This window comes from Massilia mucilaginosa (assembly GCF_011682145.1).
In the GTDB taxonomy this organism is placed as follows: Bacteria; Pseudomonadota; Gammaproteobacteria; order Burkholderiales; family Burkholderiaceae_D; genus Telluria_A; species Telluria_A mucilaginosa.
On record NZ_WHJH01000045.1, the window covers coordinates 38,717 to 59,501 of the forward strand.

A 20,785-nucleotide genomic window follows, 5' to 3' on the forward strand; every position below is an offset into this window, starting at 1 on the left:
ACAATGAGTTCAGAGTGGGCAGAACAACCAGCAGCGGGCGCCAACGCGAACGCGGCCAACCACGGTTTGCCGGGCAAGACCCTGGCCGCCCAGCGTGAAGCGATGGGATGGACGGTCGAGCAGGTCGCCGACCAGTTGAAAATGGCGGTGCGCCAGGTCACCGCGCTGGAAGCGGGCGACTACGCCAACCTGCCGGGACCGGCCGTGGTGCGCGGTTTCGTGCGCGCCTACGCCAAGGTCGTCAAGCTCGACGCGGCCCCGCTGGTGGCCATGATTTCGCTCGACACGCCCGAGCTGACCGAACCCGGCAGCCGCAGCGTGCGGCGCGACAAGCCGGCCACGTTTTCCGAAGTGCGCTTTCCGACCAACGGCAAACGCTCCGGCCTGCCGCTCGGCCTGATCGGCGCGGCGGTGCTGCTGATCGCCGCCGCCGCCGGCGCCTGGCAGTTCGGCCTGGTGCCGTCCTCGCTGCTGGGCGCCGCCAGCCAGGGTACGCCGGCGGCCGCTTCCGGTTCGCAAGCGAGCGTGACGGTGCTGCCGGCCCCGCTGGTGGGCGACAAGCCCGCCGGCGTCGCCGCGCCGCTCGAAACGACCCTGGTCAAGCCCGATGAACGCAAACCCGTGATCGCCCCGGCGCCGCCGCTGGTGTCGGTACTGCCGCCGGCCGGCTCGACCCCAGCGGCAACGCTTGCCACCCCGGTGGCCGGCGCCGCCGCGACCGTATCGGGCGCCGGTCCTGCCGCCGGCGTGGCCGCGCCCGCCGCCGCCCCGGGCAGCAGCCCGCTGGTGCTCAATGTGCGCGAAGATTCCTGGGTCGAAGTGCGGCGCGCCAAGGGGGCGCCTTTGCTGTCGCGCCTGGTCAAGGCCGGCACCGTCGAAACGCTCGACATCACCGAGCCGGTCACCCTGATCGTCGGCAAGCCGGGCGGCGTATCGGCCACCCTGCGCGGCGAAGCGGTCAATTTGCCGGACAATGGCCGCACCGCCAAAGTCAAACTCAAGTAAATTCAAGTAATAGGTCCTTGTTCATGTCTTCTTCGAATCTGGCGATTCCATCCGGTCCCCTCGCGCGGCGTGCAAGCCGCCGCGTGCTGGTCGCGCACGGCGAACGCAAAATCTGGGTCGGCGGCGACGCCCCCGTGGTGGTGCAGTCGATGACCAACACCGACACGGCCGACGTGATCGGCACCGCGATCCAGGTCAAGGAACTGGCGCGCGCCGGCTCCGAGATGGTGCGCATCACGGTCGACAAGCCCGAAGCGGCCGCCGCCGTGCCGCTGATCCGCGAACAGCTCGACAGGATGGAAATCGACGTGCCGCTGGTGGGCGACTTCCATTACAACGGCCACACCCTGCTGCGCGACTTCCCCGAGTGCGCGCGCGCGCTGTCGAAGTACCGCATCAATCCCGGCAACGTGGGGCAGGGCGCCAAGCGCGACAGCCAGTTCGCCCAGATGATCGAAGCGGCCGTGATGTACAACAAGCCGGTGCGCATCGGCGTGAACTGGGGCAGCCTGGACCAGTCGCTGCTGGCCCGCATCATGGATGAAAACGCGCAGCGCGCGCAGCCGTGGAGCGCGCAGGCGGTGATGTACGAGGCGCTGATCACCTCGGCCATCGACAACGCCGTGCGCGCCGAAGAAATCGGCCTCGGGCGCGACCAGATCATCCTCTCGTGCAAAGTCTCGGGCGTGCAGGACCTGATCGCCGTGTACCGCGAACTGGCGCGCCGCTGCGACTATCCGCTGCACCTGGGCCTGACCGAAGCGGGCATGGGCAGCAAGGGCATCGTCGCTTCGACCGCCGCCCTGTCGGTGCTGCTGCAAGAAGGCATCGGCGACACCATCCGCATTTCGCTCACGCCGGAGCCGGGCGGCGACCGCACGCGCGAAGTCGTGGTGGCGCAAGAAATTTTGCAAACCATGGGCCTGCGCAAGTTCGCGCCGATGGTGATCGCCTGCCCGGGTTGCGGTCGCACCACCTCGACCACCTTCCAGGAACTGGCCGACAACATCCAGACCTATCTGCGCGAGCAGATGCCTGAATGGAAGAAGGCTTATCCGGGCGTGGAAGGCATGAACGTGGCCGTGATGGGTTGCATCGTCAACGGTCCGGGCGAATCGAAACACGCCAACATCGGTATCAGCCTGCCGGGCACGGGCGAATCGCCCGCCGCGCCGGTGTTCGTCGATGGCAAAAAAACCGTCACCCTGCGCGGTGACAAGATCGTCGAGGAATTCCAGGCGATTGTCCTGAACTACGTACAAACCACTTACGGTAAGCAAATCGCACATGGCGCAGGCGGGGTTGCAAGCGGCATGCCGCTTGCCGCCGTAGCGGTCCCCGGCTTGCAAGCCGGGACGCCTTAACATACAGAAGAGTTTTAAGAATATGTCTGATAACAAAAAAGCCACGAAGATCACCGCCGTCAAAGGCATGAACGATATCCTGCCGGCCGACGCGCCGCTGTGGGAGCTGTTCGAAAACACTGTGCACTCGGTCCTGAAAAGCTATGGCTACCTGAAAATCGTCACCCCGATCGTCGAAGACACGGCGCTGTTCAAGCGCGCCATCGGCGCGGTGACCGATATCGTCGAAAAGGAAATGTACTCGTTCAAGGATGCCATGAACGACGACGAACTGACCCTGCGCCCGGAAGGCACGGCCGGCGTGGTGCGCGCGGTCGTCGAACACAACCTGGTCTACGACGGCCCGCGCCGCGTCTGGTACTCGGGACCGATGTTCCGCCACGAGCGTCCGCAGCGCGGCCGCTATCGCCAGTTCTTCCAGGTCGGCGCCGAAGCGGTCGGCTTTGCCGGTCCGGACATCGACGCCGAACTGATCATGCTGTGCCGCCGCCTGTGGGACGACCTGGGCCTGGAAAACATCCGCCTCGAAATCAATTCGATCGGCGACGCCGCCGAGCGCCAGCGCCACCGCGCCGACCTGATCACGTATTTCGAAGCCAACTTTGACCTGCTCGACGAAGAAGCCAAGCGCCGCCTGCACGCCAATCCGCTGCGCATCCTCGACACCAAGAACCCCGCCATGCAGGACCTGGTTAACAATGCGCCGAAGCTGCTCGACTACCTCGAAGGCGAGTCGGTCACGCACTTCGACGGCCTCAAGCGCATTCTCGACCACAACAATATCCCCTACACCGTCAACCCGCGCCTGGTGCGCGGCCTCGACTACTACAACCGCAGCGTGTTCGAGTGGGTCACCGACAAGCTCGGCTCGCAAGGCACCGTGTGCGCGGGCGGCCGTTACGATCCGCTCATCGAAAGTTTCGGCGGTAAACCAACCCCGGCGGTCGGTTTCGCGATGGGCATCGAGCGCCTGATCGAGCTGATGAAAGAAGCGGGCGAACCGAACGATCCGTCCGAATGCGATGTCTACATGGTGCACCAGGGCGAGCAAGCGCGCATGCAGGCATTCGTGCTGGCCGAGCGCATCCGTGATGCCGGCCTGGATGTTGTGTTACATTGCGCCGCTGCGAGCGGTCCCGGCAGCTTCAAGAGCCAGATGAAAAAAGCCGACGGCAGCGGCGCGGCGTTTGCCGTGATCCTGGGCGACGACGAAATCGCCAACCGCACGGCGGCGGTCAAGTCGATGCGCGGCGCCGAAGGCGAGCAGCAGGCCAATGTGCCGTTCGACGATGTCGTCGACTATCTGGTCAACCAGATCGTCGGCGCCCACGATCACGACCATGACCACGAGCACGTGCATTACCATCACTAAGCAGCAGGCCCCGTCCGTACCCCGATTAACCTGACCTAATACTGTTGAGAAACACATGGCATACGATCTCGAAGAACAAGAACAACTGGCCGCGATGCAGGCCTTCTGGAACAAGTATGGCAACATGCTGATGGTGGTGCTGATCATCGCCGCCGGTTCCTACGCCGGCTACACCTGGATGAAGCGCGCCGAGAAGGTCAGCGCGGCCGAAGCCTCAAGCCTGTACACGCAGATCCAGAGCGCGGCGGCCGCCAAGGACAACGCCAAGGTGCAGCGCATCGCCGGCGACGTGCGCACCAAGTACGCCAAGAGCGCCTACGCCGCCATGACCTCGCTCACGGCCGCCAAGAGCGCGTTCGAGGCCAACGACCTGAAAGGCGCCAAAGCCCATCTGCAATGGGTGGTCGAGAACGGCAACGACGAATACAAGTCGATCGCCAAGCTGCGCCTGGCCGGCGTGCTGCTCGACGAGAAAGCCTACGATGAAGGCCTGAAACTGCTGGCGACGCCATTCCTGCCGCAGTTCGCCGGCGCCGTGGCCGACCGCAAGGGCGACATCCTGGTGGCGCAGAACAAGATCGCCGAAGCGCGCAGCGCCTACGAGGCTGCCCTGGCCGTGATGGACGTCAAGCATCCGGGCCGGGCCCTGGTGCAGATCAAGCTCGAAGCCATCGGCGGCACCGTGCCGGAAACTAAAGCGGCCGCCTGAGCGGACCACGTACCCAGAACAAGGTCATGACTATGCGTATTACCAAGAAACTTATCGGTGCGAGTGTGCTGGCCCTGATGGCCGGCTGCTCCACCCTGAGTTCGCTTAATCCTTTCGCCTCCAAATCCAAGGGCAACGTGCCCGCGCCGCTGGTCGAGCTCAAGGGCTCGATGGCCGTGCGCACCGCCTGGAAGCTCGATATCGGCAAGGCCCAGGATTACGTCTTCACCCCGGCGCTGGTGAACCAGTCGCTGGTCGTGGCCGGCGCCGACGGCGCCATCGCGCGCATCGACGCCGCCAGCGGCAAGCAGCTGTGGCGCATCAAGGCCGCAACCGCTCTGACCGCCGGCGTCGGCACCGACGGCAGCATGCTGGTCTTCGGCGGCGCCAAGGGCGGCGTGCTGGCCTACGACCTCGAAGGCAAACTGCTGTGGAAGGCGCAAGCCTCGAGCGAAGTGCTGTCGAGCCCGGTAGTGGGCGAGGGCATCGTGGTGGTGCGCTCGGTCGACAACCGCATCGTCGGCCTGGACGCCAGGACCGGCGAGAAAAAATGGACCGTGCAGCGCGTCTCGCCGCCATTGACCTTGCGCAATGCGCCGGGCATGGTGGTGGTCGGCAAAGAAGTCATCGTCGCCCAGCCGGGCGGCAAACTGCTGTCGCTGAACATGGCCACGGGCGCGGCGCGCTGGGAAGTGGCGGTCGGCGAATCGCGCGGCGCCACCGAACTCGAACGGGTCACCGACATCGGCGGCACCCCGGTCGTGATCGACCAGGAAGTGTGCGCCGTGTCCTACCAGGGCCGCGTCGGCTGCTTCGACATCAACACGGGCGCCGCGCGCTGGACCAAGGAACTCTCGTCCGACGTCGGCGTGTCGGTCGACCAGCGTTTTGTGTTCGCCGTCGACGACAAGGGCGCGGTCTCGGCCTTTAACCGCGAAGGCGGCGTGAGCGCCTGGAAAAACGACAAATTAAGCTATCGCCGCCTGTCCACCCCGGTGTCCTACGGACGCACCGTGGCGGTCGGCGACTATCAGGGTTTCATCCACTTCCTGTCACGGGAAGATGGTTCCTTTCTGGCGCGCGCCGCCACCGACGGGAGCGCCATTACGTCCGCTCCCCTGGTGGCTGGTTCAAACCTGATCTTTCAAACACAATCTGGGACAGTGACCGCTATCGCGGTCGAATAAAAACACCATGAAGCCGGTAATCGCATTAGTTGGTCGCCCCAACGTCGGGAAATCGACACTCTTCAATCGCCTCACCCGCTCGCGCGACGCGCTCGTGGCCGACTTGCCTGGCCTGACGCGCGATCGTCACTACGGCGAAGGCCGGGTCGGTGAACGCCCCTTCCTCGTCATCGACACGGGCGGCTTCGAGCCGGTCGCCAAGGAAGGCATCATGTTCCAGATGGCCCTGCAGACCAAGCAGGCCGTCGCCGAAGCGGACGTGGTCGTGTTCATCGTCGACGGCCGCCAGGGCCTCACGCCGCACGACAAGACCATCACCGACTTCCTGCGCAAGTCGGGCCGCAAGGTCATGCTGGTCGTCAACAAGGGCGAGGGCATGAAGTACAGCTCCGTCGTGGCCGATTTCTATGAACTCGGCATGGGCGATCCGTACGTCATTTCCGCCGCCCACGGCGACGGCGTGACCGACCTGGTCGAAGAAGCGCTGAACGAAGCCTTCGCCGGCCGTCCGGACGACCAGGAAGAACTGGAACCGGCCGCGCGCGGCATCAAGATCGCCATCGTCGGCCGTCCGAACGTGGGCAAGTCGACCCTGGTCAACACCCTGATCGGCGAAGAGCGCGTGATCGCCTTCGACATGCCGGGCACCACGCGCGACTCGATCGAAGTGCCGTTCGAACGCGACGGCAAGAACTACACCTTGATCGACACGGCCGGTATCCGCCGCCGCGGCAAGGTGTTCGAAGCGATCGAGAAGTTTTCGGTCGTCAAGACGCTGCAGTCGATTTCGGAAGCCCACGTGGTGATCCTGCTGCTCGACGCCCAGCAAGACATTTCGGAGCAGGACGCGCACATCGCCGGCTTCATCCTGGAATCGGGCCGCGCGCTGGTGGTGGCCGTGAACAAATGGGACGGCCTGCGCACCGACGAGCGCGACGAAATCAAGATCGACATCGACCGCAAGCTCGATTTCCTCTCGTTCGCCAAGACCCACTTCATTTCGGCACTCAAGGCGCAAGGCATCGCGCCGATGATGAAGTCGGTCGACGCCGCCTACGCCGCCGCCACCGCCGACCTGTCCACGCCGCGCCTGACGCGCGCGCTGATCGAAGCGGTCGAGAAGCAGGAACCGCGCCGTAAAGGCTCGATCCGTCCTAAAATGCGCTATGCGCACCAGGGCGGGCAGAATCCGCCGATCATCGTTATCCACGGCAATTCGCTCGACGCCATTGGCGAGCCGTACAAGCGCTACCTCGAGAAGCATTTCCGCGACACCTTCAATCTGGTAGGTACGCCGCTGCGGATCGAGCTGCGCGTGGGTAAGAATCCGTTCGCACGTACGTCGAAGTCGTAACAGACCTTGCGTGGCCCCGCAAAACCAGCCGGTTTTTCGGGTTCCACGTACGACAGACAATTGCAAAACAGGTTACAGTAACTCAGGGACATCATTCGCCTCACAGAATGATGGTCCCGGCACTTGAAAAACCAGCGAGTCGCCTCCAATTCTTTACTACAACAACATCACGGAGCTGTTATGAGCAACAAAGGGCAACTGTTACAAGACCCATTCCTCAATGCCTTGCGCAAAGAGCATGTTCCCGTCTCGATCTACCTGGTCAACGGGATCAAACTGCAGGGCCATATCGAGTCCTTCGACCAATACGTCGTCCTGCTGCGTAACACGGTGACCCAGATGGTCTACAAGCATGCAATCTCCACCGTTGTGCCGGCACGCGCGGTGAATCTCAATCTTGATACCGAAGCTGAGTAAGGCCATGGGCGTCGCCACCCCGGGTCGCCTGGCCCTGCAGGGAGGCCTATGCGCGCAGCACTAGTCGGCATCGATTTCGGCGCGGGCGACTTCAACGCGAGCGTTGAGGAGCTGGCCCTGCTCGCCCGCTCGGCAGGCGCCGAGCCGATCACTACCATCACCGCCAAGCGTTCCAGTCCCGACGCCGCCTACTTTGTCGGTAGCGGCAAGGCCGACGAAATCGGCCTGGCCTGCGTGGACCAGAACATCGAGATCGTGATTTTCAATCACGCCCTGTCTCCGGCCCAGCAGCGCAACCTGGAAAAGCGCCTGAATATCCGCGTGCTCGACCGCACCAGCCTGATCCTCGACATCTTCGCGCAGCGCGCCAAGAGCCACGAGGGCAAGCTGCAGGTCGAACTGGCGCAGCTGCAGCATCTGGCCACGCGCCTGATCCGCGGCTGGACTCACCTCGAACGGCAAAAGGGCGGTATCGGCCTGCGCGGTCCGGGCGAAACCCAGCTCGAGACCGATCGCCGCCTGATCGGCGAGCGCGTCAAGGCCCTGCGCGCGCGCCTGGCCAAGCTGCGCAAGCAGCATGAAACCCAGCGCCGTTCGCGCGGCCGCAGCCATACCTTTTCGGTCTCGCTGGTCGGCTACACCAATGCCGGCAAGTCGACCCTGTTCAACGCCCTGACCAAGGCTGGCGTGTATGTCGCCAACCAGCTGTTCGCCACCCTGGACACGACCTCGCGCCGCGTCTACCTGGGCGAAGAGGTGGGCAACGTGGTCATGTCCGACACGGTCGGCTTCGTGCGCGAGCTGCCCCACCAATTGGTGGCGGCGTTCCGCGCCACCCTGGAAGAAACCATCCACGCCGACCTGCTGCTGCACGTCGTCGATGGCGCCAGCCCGGTGCGCATGGAACAGATCGAGCAGGTCAACCTGGTGCTCAAGGAAATCGGCGCCGATCACATTCCGCAGATTCTTGTGTGGAACAAGATCGACGCCGCCGGCCTCGAGCCCGCGGTCGAGCGCGATGAAGCGGGCAATATTGCGCGCGTGTTCATCAGCGCCCACACCGGCGCCGGGCTCGACATGCTGCGCGAAGCCGTGGTCGAAGCGGCCAGGGCCGCGCCGGCGCGCAGCCACCTTTTTGAAGAGCAGGACGATGCCGAACCGGAAGACGCGCCCGACGGCGAGGACGCAGACGATGCGCTCGACGCCGACGATGCACAAGACGCAGACGACGCAGACGATGCGCAAGCTGCGCACGAGCAGGACGCGCAACCGGCCGAAATTCTAACCTCCACCAACGTCGGACCTCGATAGCATGCTTGCTTCATTACTCAAACGCGTCGGCATCCGGCCGCCGCCTACTGTCCTGCTGCAGGACAGCAAACGTCCCGGTGACGGCCCGCCCGATCTCGACCAGATGTGGCGCGACTTCAATCAGCGCCTCAATCGCCTGTTCGGCAACAAGGGCCCCGGTGGCGGCGATTCCGGCGGCGGCGGTCCGTACCGTCCCGACATGAAGGGCGCCGGCGTCACGGTCGGCGCGGCGGTGGCGGTGGTCGGCTTCATCTGGCTCGCCAGCGGCGTGTTCAGCGTGCGCGAAGGCCAGGCCGGCATCGTCTCGACCTTCGGCAAATACAGCCACAGCACCGGTTCGGGCCTGAACTGGCGCATGCCGTATCCGTTCCAGACCCACGAAAAGGTCAATGTGAACGAAGTGCGGACCATGGAAATCGGCTACAGCGGCAACGTGCGCTCGAAGAACCTGAAAGAGTCCTTGATGCTGACCGACGATGAAAACATCATCGACATCCAGTTCGCGGTGCAGTACACCCTCAAGGATCCGAAAGCCTGGCTGTTCAACAATCTGGAAACGGATGAGACCGTGCGCCAGGTCGCCGAGACCGCGATCCGCGAAGTGGTGGGCAAGAGCAAGATGGATTATGTGCTGTACGTCGGCCGCGAAAAAGTCGCGCTCGACACGCAGCTGCTGATGCAGCAGATCCTCGACCGCTACGCCCTGGGTGCCCAGATCAGCAATGTCACCATGCAGGGCGTGCAACCGCCGGAGCAGGTGCAGGGCGCCTTTGACGACGCCAACAAGGCCGGCCAGGACAACGAACGCGCCAAGAGCGAAGGCGAAGCCTACGCCAACGACGTGGTGCCGCGCGCCGCCGGTAACGCCGTGCGCCTGCTCGAAGAAGCGCGCGCCTACCGCTCGATGGTGACCGAAAACGCGACCGGTAACGCGGCCCGCTTCACGCAAGTGATGACCGAGTACCAGAAGGCGCCAGGCGTCACGCGCGACCGCATGTACCTCGACACCATGCAGCAGATCTTCAGCAGCGCCAGCAAGGTCATGGTCGACGTCAAGTCGGGCAGCAACCTGCTGTACCTGCCGCTCGACAAGCTGATCGCCCAGACCGCCGCCAACGACGCCGCCATCGGGTCCAAGTCGGGCCCGGTCATGATGGCGCCGGCGCAGGCCGCCGCCCAGCCGCAGGCTTTGCCGGCCGAGGTGATGCAGCCGCTCGAACAAGTGCGCCAGCGCGATAGCCGCAGCCGCGAATCCTCACGTGATCGGGAGACCCGTTAATGAACCGCCTAGTTACCATTTTTGTTGCGGGCTTCATCGCGCTGATGCTGTTCTCGTCGACCGTGTTCGTGGTCGACCAGCGCAAGTTCGCGGTGGTGTTCGCGTTCGGCGAGATGAAAGAAGTCATCAGCGAGCCAGGCCTGCATTTCAAGCTGCCGCCGCCGTTCCAGAACGTGATCTACCTCGACAAGCGCATCCTCACACTCGATACGCCCGACGCCGACCGTTTCATGACGTCGGAAAAGAAAAACGTCATGGTCGACGCCTTCGTCAAATGGCGCATCGTCGATCCGCGCCTGTACTACATCAGCTTCAACGGCAACGAGCTCAGCGCCCGTGGCCGCATGGGCCAGATCGTCAAGGCCGCCCTGAACGAAGAAATCACCAAGCGCACCGTGCGCGAAGTGATCTCGGGCGAGCGCGGCAAGGTGATGGAAGCGATCCAGCGCAAGGTGGTGGCCGAGGCCAAGCAGATCGGCGTGCAGATCGTCGACGTGCGCTTGAAGCGCGTCGATTACGACGAGAAGATCAACGCCTCGGTGTACGACCGCATGCGCGCCGAGCGCCTGAAGGTGGCCAACGAGCTGCGTTCGACCGGTTCGGCCGAATCCGAGAAGCTGCGCGCCGCCGCCGACCGCAAACGCACCGAACTGCTGGCCGCCGCTTACCGCGAGGCCGAGCAGATCAAGGGCGAGGGCGATGCGTCGGCATCGGCGATCTACGCCGAAGCGTTCGGCAAGAGCCCGGAGTTCTACAAGTTCTACCGCTCGCTGGAAGCCTACCGCGCGACCTTCAAGACCCACGGCGACGTGCTGGTGCTCGATTCGAACTCGGAGTTCTTCAAGTATTTCCGTGCACCGGGCGGGGCCTCGGCGCCGTCCGCGCCGAAGAAGTAAGCGGACGGTTGGGATGACATGACGGGCGGGCCTGGATTCCAGGCCCGCCCGTTTGCATTGGACGCCCGTTCCCGCCAGCACCACCGTCGTTCCCCGCTAGGAGTCTGCGCGGCAGAAGGAGCCGAGGCGAAACGGGTGGGAAAAGAACCCAATTCACACCCACTTTTGAGGTCTGTAGCCGTAGGTAGGTGCGCGACGGCGCACCTACGACCGAGAAATGGGTGGGGAGTGGGACTTTTCTCCACCCGTTTCGGCCGACGAGCTTCTGCCGCGCAGACTCCTAGCACCGTCTTCCCCGCGCAGGCGGGGAAGACGGCTCTGAGGGTAGCGGCCGCACCCATCGTAACAAGCTCACAACTGTCTCCTGCACATTTGTTGGCGCTCCTAAACCATTTTCCTGTAAAATCGCTGATTCGGCGCTACATTTAGCACGACCGTGCGCGCCATATTGTCCGATTTTTAACTATCTCCCGTTGCCCATGCCGAACTGGCTCCTGCCTGAAAATATCGCCGACGTCCTGCCGTCCGAAGCGCGCAAGACCGAAGAGCTGCGCCGCCTGATGCTCGATAACTTCCGTTCCTACGGTTACGAGCTGGTCATGCCGCCCTTGCTCGAATACGTCGAGTCGCTGCTGGCCGGCGCCGGCCAGGACACCGAACTGCGCAGCTTCAAGCTGGTCGACCCGATGTCGGGCCGCATGCTCGGCCTGCGCGCCGACATGACCACCCAGGTGGCGCGCATCGACGCCCACCTGCTCAACCGCGACTCGGTCACCCGCCTGTGCTACGCCGGCAGCGTGCTGCATACCCGCCCGAGCGGCTTGCACGCGACCCGCGAGCCGCTCCAGATCGGCGCCGAAATCTACGGCCACGCCGGCCTGGAAGCGGACGCCGAAGTGCAGGAACTGGCACTGGCCTCGCTGGCCCTGGCCGGTTTCGGCGCGGAGCAGGTGCGCCTGGACCTGTCGCACGCCGGCGTGCTGCGCGCGCTGCTGGCCGACGACCCTGCCGCCAAAAAAGACGAAGCGGCCCTGTACACGCTGCTGCGCGCCAAGGACAGCCCGGGGCTGGGCGCGATCAGCGCAGCGTACGCGCCAGCCACGCGCGCCGCCCTCAAGGCCTTGCCCGGCCTGTACGGCGACATCGACGTGCTGGCCAAGGCGCGCGAAGTGCTGCCGGCGCTGCCGGGCATCACGCGCGCGCTGGCCGAACTGGCCGCGCTGGCCGGATCGGCCCTGGGCCGCGCCGACGTGGCGATCGACCTGGCCGACCTGCGCGGCTACCAATACGAAAGCGGCGCGATGTTCGCGCTGTACGTGCCCGGCCTGCCGAATGCGGTGGTGCGCGGCGGACGTTACGACCATGTGGGCGAAGCATTCGGCCGGGCCAGGCCCGCGACCGGCTTTTCGCTCGATTTGCGCGAACTGGCGCGGCTCTTGCCGACCGCCGAGCGCAAACACTCGATCCGTGCTCCGTGGGGCAATGCCCCCGAGCTGCGTGAAAAAATCGCTCAACTGCGCAAAGCAGGCGAGGTTGTGATCCAGAGTTTGCCGGGTCACGACAATGAGCAGGACGAGTTCGAGTGCGATCGCGTACTCGTCCTCGAAAACAGTAACTGGATTCTCAAAAACTTAGGCTAAGTGTGATGTCAAAGAAAAACGTGGCAAAGAACGTCGTTGTCATCGGCACCCAGTGGGGCGATGAAGGCAAGGGCAAGATCGTCGATTGGCTGACCGATAACGCGCAGGGCGTGGTTCGCTTCCAGGGTGGCCATAATGCCGGCCATACCCTGGTCATCAAAGGTCAGAAGACCGCCTTGCAGCTGATCCCGTCGGGCATCATGCGCGAAGGCGTGGCCTGCTACATCGGCAATGGCGTGGTGGTGTCGGTTCCCGACGTCATGCGCGAAATCGACAAGCTCCAGGCCATCGGCGTGGAAGTGGTGTCGCGCCTGAAGATCTCCGAGGCATGCCCGGCGATCCTGCCGTACCACGTCGCCATCGACGTGGCGCGTGAAGTGGCGCGCGGCGCCAACAAGATCGGCACCACCGGCAAGGGTATCGGCCCGGCCTACGAAGACAAAGTGGCACGCCGCGCGATCCGTATCGCCGACATGCTCAACGAAGAGCGCTTCGCCGAAAAACTGCGCGAAAACCTCGACTACCATAACTTCGTGCTGACCAATTACCTGAAAGCCGACGCGGTCGACTTCCAGAAAACCTTCGACGACGCGATGGCCCTGGTGCCACGCCTCAAACCAATGGTCGGCGACGTGTCCTCGCAGCTGTACGCGGCGCACAAGGCCGGCGGCAACCTGCTGTTCGAAGGCGCGCAGGGCTCCCTGCTCGACGTCGACCACGGCACCTATCCGTACGTGACCTCGTCGAACTGCGTGGCCGGCAATGCCGCCGCCGGTGCCGGCGTCGGTCCGAACATGCTGCACTACATCCTGGGCATCACCAAGGCCTACACGACGCGCGTCGGCTCCGGCCCGTTCCCGTCGGAACTGCCGACGGACGCTGGCGTTGGGCATCACCTGTCGTCGGTCGGCCATGAATTCGGCACTGTCACCGGCCGTGCGCGCCGCTGCGGCTGGTTCGATGCCGCGCTGCTGCGCCGCTCGGTCCAGATCAACGGTGTTTCGGGCATGTGCCTGACCAAGCTCGACGTGCTGGACGGCCTGGAAACCTTGCAACTGTGCACCGGCTACAAGATCGACGGCCGCGATGTCGACATCTTCCCGGTCGGCGCGGAAGACGCGGCGCGCTGCGTGCCTGTGTACGAAACCATGCCGGGCTGGAAAGAAAGCACCGTCGGCGCGAAATCGCTGGCCGAGCTGCCGGCCACCGCGCGCGCTTACATCAAGCGCATCGAAGAACTGGTCGGCGTGCCGGTCGATATGGTTTCCACCGGTCCAGACCGGGTCGAAACGATCGTCCTGCGTCACCCGTTTGAATAATTAGTCGAATAATTACAAGAAACATAAGGAATCATCATGACCACCCCTCCATCGACCGAGAACGACCTCTGGGTGTCCTGGGACGAGTACAACCGCCTGATCGAGCGCCTGGCGCTCAAGGTCTACGAATCGGGCTGGAAGTTCGACCAGGTGCTGTGCCTGGCGCGCGGCGGCGTGCGCCCGGGCGACGTGTTCTCGCGCATTTTCGATGTGCCGCTGGCGATCCTGTCGACCAGCTCGTACCGCGAAGAAGCGGGCACGGTGCGCGGCGACCTCGACATCGCCAAGTACATGACGATGACCAAGGGCCCGCTGGCTGGCAAGATCCTGCTGGTCGACGACCTGGCCGATTCGGGCGTCACGCTCGACAAGGTCACGCGTCACCTGAGCGAGAATTTCGCCGGCGTGACCGAAGTCAAATCGGCGGTGATCTGGGTCAAGGGCACGTCCTCGATCCGTCCGGATTACTTCCTGGAAGACTTGCCGCACAACCCGTGGATTCACCAGCCGTTCGAAGATTACGACGGCCTGCGTCCGCACCAGTTGTCGGCGTGGATGAAGAAGTTCGACAAGCCGGCCTGAGACTGTCGCTGACGCTTGCCAACGGCGGGAGGATCACATGATCCTTCCGCCGTTTTTCGTTGCGGCCACACTTCGCGCCGGAAATCTTGCGTCTGATCCTTTTAAGTGTCCGGATTGATCGTAAATTCGTGCGCGCGCATGATGGGACACAAGCGGCGGCGACTTCCTGGTAGGCGGGCGGGCTGAACATCTCTACAGTGGAAGTGAATGCCCCCTTCACAAACAGGAGCCGACGATGACCACCCTGACCGGAACGCTGGACCTTGGCCGGATCCCGGACGAGCAGTTCGATCCGCACTTCCACTTGCGCGTTGCCGTCGTGTTCTACGACCAGGTGCTGGGGTCGGTCATCTTGAAACCCGTCAGCCGCGCGCTGCCACTCGCGTTTTCGGTTCCGTTCAGTCCGGCGCAGTTCGGCTTTCGGCGCTTGCCGCCGGCGCTGAGCGTGGTGATCGGCGCCGACGCCGCCGCTATCGATCTGCTCGGTACCGATATCTTGCGGCACGAGGTATCGCTGGCGGGCTTGCTCCATGCGCCCATGGAGGCCTTGGCGATTCCGGCGGGTACGCTCAGGCCGGGCATTGCGCAGTATGGCCGCTGGCTGGTCGGCAGCCGATTCTTCCCGGTTGCGGGCGGCATGGCCTGCACGCCGCCTGCCGAGGCCGACCTGGACGCCGAGATCGCCGAACTCGGCAGCGAGGACGCCAGGCGCAACGACTACACCATCGAAACCGAAGACGACAACCCGGACCGCTTCGTCGGGACGGCGCTGTCCGCTGACGAGGAACGCGCCCTCGACGTGATGGAGATCGCCACCGACGCCGCCGACGATCGCGGCGCCAGGGAGGTGCGGGTGGCGGGCGATTGCAGCAGCCGGCCCTGGCATGTCGCGCCTGCCCTGGTGCGCTTGCGTGCCGAGATCAACCTGCGCTGGCCGGATCGGGACAAGCGCTCCGACGGCACCATTGGCGACCAGAGTCACTGCGAGCGTCCCAGCGACCACAATCCCAACGAGCGCAGCTCGGTCAATGCCTTCGATGTCGACAAGGACGGCATCGCGCCGATGGAGGTGGTGCGCGCGGCACTGCTGCATCCATCGACCAATTACGTCATTTTCAACAAGACCATCTGGTCGCGCGCATATGGCTTCCGCGCACGCCAGTACACCGGTGCCAATCCTCACACGGCGCACCTGCACGTCAGCATCCTTCCGACCGCGGCTGCCGAGCAAGAGAGCCGTGGATGGCGCATCTGGCCGGTTGCGGCGCCCGAGGCCGTCACTGGCGCGGCGGCGTCGTCCGTGGACGGACTGTGCACCGATGTCGCGCCGGCTTTCGATGTCGGCCGGACTTATGAGGTAATGCTGACGCTGGGCGGCAAGCAGTTCGAGGTGGCGCTCACGGTGCTGTGCGCGCATTGAGGCGGCACCAGCGGGTGCGCCGTGGAACCGGATATGGCGCGCCAGGCGCAGGGGCGTGCCCGGCGTCTGGCGCATCGTGTCGCTGTGCGGGGCCGGTTGCCGGCCCCAAATGTCAGCGCGGCACGATCGCGAACTGGGGCCGCTGGCCGTAGTCCGGCTTGATCGTACGCTTCGCGAACACGTCCCACGCCGCGCGCGCGTTCGGAATGCCGCTGTCGGCCGCCGCCGCCAGCGCCGGCTGCATATTGGCCGGGAAGCCTTCCGCCGAACTGGCGTAGCCCGTCATTTCCCCGGCCAGCCACGGCGTGCGCCCGCTTTTCTTGTCGCGTTCGAGCTGGGTGCGCCAGTCGGCCTGCATCTGGCTGCCGCACGGCTGGTCCACATAGCGCTTGCCGGTGCTGTTGACCAGGTCGGTATTGTCCGCCGCCCGCATGGTCGCCTGCCAGGCTTCGCCAAAGGTGGTGAAGTAGGGCGCGGTTTCGGTGGCGCGCACCGACAGGGCGTACACCGCGCCATCGACCCAGCAATAGCCCGGCGCCGTCATGCGTCCGACCGGAAAGCGTGACTTCCAGTCGAGCAGCGGCTTGGCGTTGGTAAAGCCGAGCTCGTGCGCCTGGCCCACGGCGGAGGTGAAGAAATCATCCTGCCACGGCGACATGCCGGTCTTCGGGCCGCCCGGGCCGCCGTAGGCCACCGTCGCAAAGCCGCTGTTGTCCAGGAAGCCGAGCTGGTTGCTGTTGCCGTTCACATAGGTGGCGGTGTACCAGTCCAGGTTGTTCCCGACCACCTGCTTGAAGTAGCCCTTGAGCGGGTGATCGTCGGGGGCGATGTAGGCCGCCTGCGTCAGCGAGCGCAGCGCCCAGGCCTGTCCGCGCGCCTGGTGGCTCTTGACCAGGCCGGTGGCAAACTTGCGGTAGCCCGGGTTCTGGTTGACCAGGTTCCAGTTGGCCCAGAAGTGCAGCTCGTCCAGGTGATAGGTGTCGCCGGTGACCAGGTAGGGCAGGTAGGAAAAGGACGGATGGTGCGCGGTATCGGGCGTGTACGGCGTGACGCACTCGGCGGCCGGGGCGCAGCGCGGCAAGTCTTCCCAGCGCTTGAGCACGCGGTTGTAGCTGTCGCTGCTGATGCGGATGTCGCGCACGTAAGGATAGTCGACGATCGAGACCGGCTGGCCGGTGTTGCGGTCGCGGTAGTGCATCGGCCAGCTGCCGCTCAGGTCGCTCAAGCCGACGGTGACTTCCTTGGCGCGCTCGTCCATGCTGAGCAGGTACATCGCGCCCCACGTATGGTTCAGGCCGATGTCCGGACGGCCGCCCGTGGCCGGCATGTAGTTGTTGACCATCGCCATGCCCATCGGGCCGGCCTTGGCGCTATCCCAGGTGGTTTTCATGGCCGTCAGCGCGGCCGGCACGATGGTCAGGCTCTGGTCGTAATTGGGTACCGCTTTCGAGGCGATCAGGTAAGGCGTGTCATGCTTGATGTGGATGCTCGGGTCGACGCCGGGCCAGAACACCTTGCGCCAGCGCGCGTGCTGATAGTGCTTGAGGGCGTTGATGTTGTAGATGCTTTTGCCATTGATCAGCACTTCGGCATCGTAAGTGAACTGTTTCGGGGCCGGCTCGTAGGCCCAGTTGTTTTCGATCGTGACGTCGACCCGCACCTTGCCGTTGATGCCATTGACGCTGTTGTAGGCGCGGATGGCAAAACGCGCGCTCAGGTGCGGATGCTCGACCCCGGCGGCCGACTTGAGCGGCGCCGCGACCTGCCATTCGTTGACCACCGCGCCGGACAGCCAGGTCTGGTAAGCGCTGTGTTGCAGCAGCTCGGCCGCCGATGCCGTGTAGAGCTGCCCGCCGACGTTCAGCTTGACCATGGTATCGAATCCGGCCGCCAGCAGGGATCCCGGGCCGCGCGGTGCGACCGGCGGCGCTGCGGCGGCGGCGTTCAGCGCCAGCGAGACGCTCTGGCCGGCGTTAATCTGAGGCAGCGATGCGGAAATGATCGCGTGACGCACCGAGCCGTCGGGGTGCTTGGCCTTGACGTTCACTTGCAGCGGCACCAGCACGTCGCCGGCCACGCCGACCAGGCCGGCGTTGGCCGGGAAGGCGCCCGGCGCGAACACCTGGCCGAAGGTGAGCGGCACGTTGCTTTGCGCCACGGTCGCCTTGTTGATCAGCTGCAAAGTGGTCAGGGTGGTGCCGATCGGCGCCGGTAGCGCCAGCGGTGGCGCCGGCGTCAGCGGGTTGGCGGGATTGAGCGGATTGGCGGAGCCGGGCAGCCGCAATGCGCCGCCGCCCATGTCGGTGACGGTGACTGGCGCCGCCGGCGACACCGTGGGGGCGCGCTCGGATGTGCCGCCGCCGCCGCAAGCGGCGAGGACGGCGATGGAAAGGGTGCTCAGACTCCACTGCGCACCACTGCGAAAGTGTGATATCGACAAGGTAAATCTCCATTAAACATTTGATTTTTAGCAACGTTAGGCTGCTGTGGTGTCATTGTCAATACAGAAATGCAATACTTTGCGGAGAAGAGACGTTTGCGAAAATTCGTCGCGATGCGGTTCCGCCGTGCGCGTGCGTGTGGCAAACTCGCGGGGCCAATTCTGGACGATGCCATCGGCCACATCCCCTTGTCGAGCATGGACGGCGGCTCGAATGCCTCCCGCTGTTTTTATTGCTGCCAGAACATAGTCGACATGAGAAAATGCCGGGTATGCGCTGCCAGCCGGCGGCGATATGGAGCGTCTCGATCATGGCTGTGCCGCAAACCCGACAGGAATTATTGGACGCCGTCCGCGGCACCTACGACAAGCTTGCCGCCGACCTGGCCGGCATTCCGGCCGAGCTGGCCAACGAAGCGACCCTGGACGGCCACGTGCAAGGAACCCGCATGAGCGTGGCCAATCTGCTCGCTTACCTGATCGGATGGAATCTGCTGGTCTTGAAATGGTGCGATGCGAAGGCGGCCGGCGTGCCGGTGGATTTCCCCGACACCGGGTTCAAATGGAACGAACTGGGTCGCCTGGCGCAGAAATTCTACGCCGACCATGCCGGGTTGGACTACCCGGCGCTGCTGCGCCGCTTCGCTGACGTGCACGCCCGCATCGTGGTGCTGATCGACGGCGAAACCGATGCCTCGCTGTACGGCGCGCCCTGGTACGACAAGTATACCCAGGGCCGGATGATCCAGCTCAATACCTCATCGCCCTACGCGAATGCACGCTCGCGGGTGCGCACATGGAAAAGGGCGCAGGGGCTGGCAGGGTAAAGGTGCTTTTTTCCTGTATGCACGTTATGATCCCCGCATTACCCGAATCCCTCGCATTCTCACTCGTTGTGCCAGCCTGTAGGGGCACAACATCACTTATCTAATCGGCATTACCGCATGACCCAGACCTTCATCCAAACCTTTATCCTGCTGTTCCTGGTCACCGACCCGTTCGGCAACGTTCCGCTGTTCGCCAGCGCCATGGCCCAGGTGCCGAAACAGCGGCGCTGGAAGATCGTGGTGCGCGAATGCGCGATCGCCTTCTTCGTGCTGCTGCTGTTCATGTTCTTCGGGCGCCACCTGCTGGCGGCGATGCAGCTGTCGCAAATTTCGCTGCGCATCGGCGGCAGCGTGATTTTGTTCCTGATCGCCATGCGCATGGTCTTCCCTCAGCCGGGCGGCATGTTCGGCGACGACGGCAGGGGCGGCGAGCCGTTCATCGTGCCGCTCGCCATTCCCGCCATCGCCGGTCCGTCGGCGCTGGCCACCGTGTTGCTGTTTTCGTCGAACAGCACGACCGAAATCGTGATCCACGTCGGCGCGCTGGTGGCGGTGGCGCTGGTCTGGCTGGCGGTGTTCCTGCCCGCCGAGCGCCTGCAGGAAAAACTCGGACCGCAAGTGATGGCCGCTTTCGAGCGCCTGATGGGCCTGATCCTGAGCGCGATGGCGGTCGAGATGTTCCTTGCCGGGATACGCGAGTTCATCAAGTCGCTGTAAGGTGTCGCACCCGCCACGCATGTGATAAATCATCCAGAGGGGCAAGTTTCTACAATTGCCCTTCTGTCATCAAGGAAAATTTCCCGGACTTCATCTCTGCACAGTGCTCTTCGGGCAGTCGTGCCAGCGTATCTCAACAACCACTATGAAACGGCCAAAAGCCGATCAGAAGTGCGCTAAACTGGTATCAGCATTCAATCGACTTGAGGTGCCAAATGACAGACCCAGTGAAGGTGCTTGGTCAATCTCGTTGGAAACGAGTGGCGGGTGAGGCCAGAACGCCCAAACGCCAGATGCTTCGTGATAAGTCGGTCGAAGCGAGCGACACGACGGTGCGCTTAGAAAAAGGGCTACTCGTTATCGCGAAGAAGAAGGCCGCTGGCAGCGCAAGTGTGATCCTCGGCGGACTGACTGGCAACGCTTACCGCAGCCGACTGCAGAAGGCAATCAGAGAGAAGCTCTACGTGAAGCCCGAAGCTCAGGCGCCTGCTGTTGCTCAATCCGCTCAGTCGCCGGACTTGGCGAAGTTCATGAGCGCCTTTGGCAGTCTCAAAGGAAAGGACGTATTCGGGGGTGACGCTGTGGAGTTCCAACGAGAGATGCGGGAAGAATGGCGATAGCATTAATCGATACAAACATTGTTATCGACTTCTTCCGCGGGGTGCCCAATGCAAGGAAGGAGCTCCGGTATTACACGGACATCGCGATAAGCAATAGTACATTTATGGAGTTTCATGCGCATTCCGTATCAGCTTGGCGACAAGGATATGCTGGACCTGGAACTGCCCAAACCGATATGGCTAGAACGAGGGGAGATGTGTAAGCGCGATTTCTACCGCACCTTGACGTTGCCCTAATCGACGGGCAAGCGGCTGTTAAACAGCAGTAAAGTTGAACGGCAACAGATCGGCAATGTCGGCACCGGCCTGGCGCTGCGGCAGTTCTG

At 63.9% G+C, this 20,785-nt stretch carries 18 protein-coding genes; 17 read left to right on the forward strand and 1 reads right to left on the reverse strand.

What is annotated here, in order from left to right:
• Window positions 1-3 precede the first annotated feature (3 nt).
• The 14 genes from F2P45_RS25970 (at window position 4) to F2P45_RS26035 (ending at window position 15,855) form a co-directional block, all read left to right on the forward strand.
• Window positions 4-1,005: a helix-turn-helix domain-containing protein gene (locus F2P45_RS25970; protein ID WP_166881104.1), complete on the forward strand. Its 1,002-nt coding sequence runs from the start codon at window positions 4-6 to the stop codon at window positions 1,003-1,005.
• Window positions 1,006-1,028: 23 nt separating this feature from the next.
• Complete coding sequence (gene ispG / locus F2P45_RS25975) at window positions 1,029-2,369, forward strand: flavodoxin-dependent (E)-4-hydroxy-3-methylbut-2-enyl-diphosphate synthase (protein ID WP_166881105.1); 1,341 nt, start codon at window positions 1,029-1,031, stop codon at window positions 2,367-2,369.
• A gap of 22 nt (window positions 2,370-2,391) precedes the next feature.
• Window positions 2,392-3,741: a histidine--tRNA ligase gene (gene hisS, locus F2P45_RS25980; RefSeq protein WP_166881106.1), complete on the forward strand. Its 1,350-nt coding sequence runs from the start codon at window positions 2,392-2,394 to the stop codon at window positions 3,739-3,741.
• Between the two features lie 55 nt (window positions 3,742-3,796).
• Complete coding sequence (locus F2P45_RS25985) at window positions 3,797-4,450, forward strand: YfgM family protein (protein ID WP_166881107.1); 654 nt, start codon at window positions 3,797-3,799, stop codon at window positions 4,448-4,450.
• 32 nt (window positions 4,451-4,482) lie between these two features.
• Window positions 4,483-5,637, forward strand: coding sequence for an outer membrane protein assembly factor BamB (gene bamB / locus F2P45_RS25990; RefSeq protein ID WP_166881129.1), 1,155 nt, complete (start codon window positions 4,483-4,485; stop codon window positions 5,635-5,637).
• A 7-nt stretch (window positions 5,638-5,644) separates the two neighbouring features.
• The gene (gene der / locus F2P45_RS25995; protein ID WP_166881108.1) at window positions 5,645-6,991 is read left to right on the forward strand and encodes a ribosome biogenesis GTPase Der; all 1,347 of its coding nucleotides are present in this window, start codon (window positions 5,645-5,647) and stop codon (window positions 6,989-6,991) included.
• A 180-nt stretch (window positions 6,992-7,171) separates the two neighbouring features.
• Window positions 7,172-7,408, forward strand: a complete 237-nt coding sequence (gene hfq, locus F2P45_RS26000) for an RNA chaperone Hfq (RefSeq protein WP_166881109.1) — start codon at window positions 7,172-7,174, stop codon at window positions 7,406-7,408.
• 48 nt (window positions 7,409-7,456) lie between these two features.
• A complete protein-coding gene (gene hflX / locus F2P45_RS26005; protein ID WP_229505310.1) occupies window positions 7,457-8,719 on the forward strand; it encodes a GTPase HflX in 1,263 nt (420 codons plus the stop codon).
• A 1-nt stretch (window position 8,720) separates the two neighbouring features.
• Window positions 8,721-9,998 (forward strand): FtsH protease activity modulator HflK, encoded by a 1,278-nt coding sequence (gene hflK / locus F2P45_RS26010; RefSeq protein ID WP_166881110.1) that lies wholly within the window; start codon window positions 8,721-8,723, stop codon window positions 9,996-9,998.
• Window positions 9,998-10,894, forward strand: a complete 897-nt coding sequence (hflC, locus tag F2P45_RS26015) for a protease modulator HflC (RefSeq protein ID WP_166881111.1) — start codon at window positions 9,998-10,000, stop codon at window positions 10,892-10,894. The genes hflK and hflC overlap by 1 nt, the downstream gene beginning before the upstream one ends.
• A gap of 479 nt (window positions 10,895-11,373) precedes the next feature.
• Entirely contained in the window at window positions 11,374-12,534 is a 1,161-nt protein-coding gene (locus F2P45_RS26020; RefSeq protein WP_166881112.1) for an ATP phosphoribosyltransferase regulatory subunit, read from the forward strand.
• Window positions 12,535-12,539: 5 nt separating this feature from the next.
• Window positions 12,540-13,853, forward strand: a complete 1,314-nt coding sequence (locus tag F2P45_RS26025; RefSeq protein ID WP_166881113.1) for an adenylosuccinate synthase — start codon at window positions 12,540-12,542, stop codon at window positions 13,851-13,853.
• A gap of 36 nt (window positions 13,854-13,889) precedes the next feature.
• Window positions 13,890-14,435, forward strand: coding sequence for a phosphoribosyltransferase (locus tag F2P45_RS26030; RefSeq protein WP_166881114.1), 546 nt, complete (start codon window positions 13,890-13,892; stop codon window positions 14,433-14,435).
• Window positions 14,436-14,670: 235 nt separating this feature from the next.
• The gene (locus tag F2P45_RS26035; protein ID WP_166881115.1) at window positions 14,671-15,855 is read left to right on the forward strand and encodes a hypothetical protein; all 1,185 of its coding nucleotides are present in this window, start codon (window positions 14,671-14,673) and stop codon (window positions 15,853-15,855) included.
• Window positions 15,856-15,967: 112 nt separating this feature from the next.
• On the opposite strand, the gene F2P45_RS26040 is transcribed toward F2P45_RS26035, so the two are convergent.
• Window positions 15,968-18,295, reverse strand: a complete 2,328-nt coding sequence (locus F2P45_RS26040; protein WP_229505311.1) for a hypothetical protein — start codon at window positions 18,293-18,295, stop codon at window positions 15,968-15,970.
• Between the two features lie 311 nt (window positions 18,296-18,606).
• Between F2P45_RS26040 and F2P45_RS26045 the strand changes: the two genes are divergently transcribed.
• The 3 genes from F2P45_RS26045 to F2P45_RS26055 all read left to right on the forward strand — a co-directional run bounded on the left by F2P45_RS26045 (window position 18,607) and on the right by F2P45_RS26055 (window position 20,459).
• Window positions 18,607-19,122, forward strand: coding sequence for a ClbS/DfsB family four-helix bundle protein (locus F2P45_RS26045; RefSeq protein WP_166881116.1), 516 nt, complete (start codon window positions 18,607-18,609; stop codon window positions 19,120-19,122).
• A 117-nt stretch (window positions 19,123-19,239) separates the two neighbouring features.
• Window positions 19,240-19,839 (forward strand): MarC family protein, encoded by a 600-nt coding sequence (locus F2P45_RS26050; RefSeq protein WP_166881117.1) that lies wholly within the window; start codon window positions 19,240-19,242, stop codon window positions 19,837-19,839.
• Between the two features lie 215 nt (window positions 19,840-20,054).
• Entirely contained in the window at window positions 20,055-20,459 is a 405-nt protein-coding gene (locus F2P45_RS26055) for a hypothetical protein (RefSeq protein WP_166881118.1), read from the forward strand.
• The last annotated feature ends 326 nt before the right edge of the window (window positions 20,460-20,785 follow it).